The organism is Chryseobacterium rhizosphaerae, from assembly GCF_003385455.1.
Classification (GTDB): Bacteria; Bacteroidota; Bacteroidia; order Flavobacteriales; family Weeksellaceae; genus Chryseobacterium; species Chryseobacterium rhizosphaerae.
Map to the genome: position 1 here is coordinate 1 of NZ_QNUF01000064.1, position 2360 is coordinate 2360.

The 2360-nt window shown below is 28.5% G+C and carries 4 protein-coding genes; all 4 read right to left on the reverse strand.

Annotated features, from left to right (window positions below):
- Positions 1 to 277, reverse strand: a 277-nt coding sequence (locus tag DRF57_RS23340; protein ID WP_133297562.1) for a hypothetical protein, incomplete at its 3' end; no start/stop codon positions are given.
- 418 nt (positions 278 to 695) lie between these two features.
- Positions 696 to 1085 carry a hypothetical protein gene (locus DRF57_RS23345; protein ID WP_115921127.1) on the reverse strand — a complete coding sequence of 130 codons (390 nt, stop codon included), beginning with the start codon at positions 1083 to 1085 and terminating at the stop codon, positions 696 to 698.
- The gene (locus tag DRF57_RS23350; protein WP_123863383.1) at positions 1085 to 1567 is read right to left on the reverse strand and encodes a hypothetical protein; all 483 of its coding nucleotides are present in this window, start codon (positions 1565 to 1567) and stop codon (positions 1085 to 1087) included. Before DRF57_RS23350 ends, DRF57_RS23345 begins: the two co-directional genes overlap by 1 nt.
- Positions 1568 to 1763: 196 nt before the next feature.
- The gene (locus tag DRF57_RS23355; RefSeq protein ID WP_115921129.1) at positions 1764 to 2183 is read right to left on the reverse strand and encodes a hypothetical protein; all 420 of its coding nucleotides are present in this window, start codon (positions 2181 to 2183) and stop codon (positions 1764 to 1766) included.
- Positions 2184 to 2360: the final 177 nt, after the last annotated feature.

The window sequence follows — 2360 nt, forward strand, 5'->3', positions numbered from 1 at the left end:
CTATTGAATCAAAAGCTAAAAGATATTTTTGTTCCTTTTTTAAATCTAAATTTATTGTATTAGAGTATTTCTTATTATTTACAAAATATTCGTAGTCTACACCTATTCCATGAGTGTCTTTATGATGCCAACCACTTATTACCAATGCTACTGTATATTTTTGTCTTTTTGAAACATTCTTAAGACCATTTAAAGAGCTTAAAAACCAGTAGCCAATTACAATGACGAGTATGGAAATTAAAATCAAATGGAATTTTTTTTCAATTATTTTTTTCATTTTTTTATTTATTTTCTATACCAATATCTGTTATATTAAAATAAGCTCCAGGTAGCAAAGTAACCATTTGTTAAACCATTATAATTTCCTACCCCCATTCCAAAAATACTAGTTAGTGCTTTTGCACTATTAATGCCAATACCATCCATAATCCTTTTTTCGACCATCATAAGTTATTAAGTATATTGCCCCTGTAATTTAGCCTACCAACTTTAACCGCTTCAAAAACCGGATCTCCTCCTACAAATGCATTAATACCTATTCCAGTCTATACTTCCTTTTATATTTTGTTGCAGTAACTCCTCTTATTAAAACTCCTGGCAAATAACTCGCTGCTGTTTCTCCTCCAAGTGTAGCAATATAAGAACCTGTTTGCCCCCTTTCTCGCTTTTAAATCTAAATAAGATTTGTTATCAAGCTATAAATATCTTTCCAATTTGTCGGAAAAATCATATTCAATTTCACGTAACTTTTCTTCTGAAAGAATATTCAATTTATATTTTCTTTCTTTTAAATAATTTGTAAACTCTTCTTCTAAATCGAAAAATATTTCTTTTTCTAAATAATATATTAGATATAAGGGCCAAATCCATTCTCCATCCGTATAATAAATTTGAGGGCCAATAAAATTATTATTATCCAAATCCAAAAAGACGCCCATCCAAGTCAATATTACATCACCCTTTTTCAAATAATGAAGGATCTTTTCTTTTTCTTCATTAGCATAATTTTGCTTGCTTTTGTATTCATTTAATGAAAAAGATTCTGGAATCTTATTATATTCTTTTATAAATCCTATGTATTTCATTATGTGCTTTGAAATATTATTTCATCATGCTTTAGATTTAGATTGTAATCAAAAATTCTGTCTTGGCTTCCCCATGCATTTTTGCCAATTAAGAGGCCTCCTGCAATAATGTAATATTTTCTACCCATTGATTCTAATTCAAAAATTTTCATATCATATTTCAATAAATCTTCATCAATTTCCATAAGCAACTTATCTTTTGATATTTCTTTAATAGTAATCTCGCAAAGAGAAGTTGGAATATTCATGTAATTTACTGCCCAAAATTCGAAATCAATATTATAAGAATTATCTTCTGAATAATCATCTTCATCGGAATATTTCATTTCACTACGCAATAGCAATGAAGAGTGGCTTGCAATATAACCCCACATTTTAAATTTTCTATTTGAATAAAATATCATAAACTTTATTTTTTTACAACCCGGTGAATAACTTTCCGCTAATTGGTCGATGCCATTCCATCTAGCAATGTCCGGCATATATTCTCACCAGCCGTAGCTGTACATTCCGGTTTCCTGCAGTTCCTTGCCATAATATTTTAAAATTAGAGTATTGGTTTTCAATACTCTAATTTATTGCCAATGAATACTTTCCCTTTTTCAAACAGTTAATAAATATAAAGTATATTCTAATACACTAAAACTTCTTTAGCATATAGCCATGGACTAAGACCATTTAACGATTACTGACTATAAAATGCAAAACTTGATATAAACCTTGATATGGTTTACCTTCTTCTACATTTAAAATAAAACAATCTTTATTTTTTGTTTTTATTTTTAGACGGGTAAACTTCTCTTTATCTGTTATCCTATCCTCATACTCTTCATGCAAAGCTAATTGAACCTCAATGATCTCACTTAAATTAATAATAAACCTTCCACCTTCTGTACAAACTAAAATATTAAAATTAGTAAATAACAGCCAATTTAAAGTGTTTTTATAGTAAATTATAAGTGCCTTTTCTTTTTCATCAAGCTCATTAAATAAATCTTCATAACTCTTTTTATTATTTTCATTAATAACTTTTGTGTATAAACCCTCTCCTCCTTTTCTATTAAAAATAGATACATATATTGATGATTTATCTTTCATAATTATTTTATTGTTTTTTGTAAAATCACTCCATTTGCTATCTTTTCAAAAGAATAACCAAAACGTCTTGCAATAGCGGGGTAGTAATCATTGGCATCTGTAATCTCAAGAACTCCTGTGCTGTTTCTTCCGTAAGAAACCCTTACATTTCCAAGCTGGTCTATGTATTGGTAAATA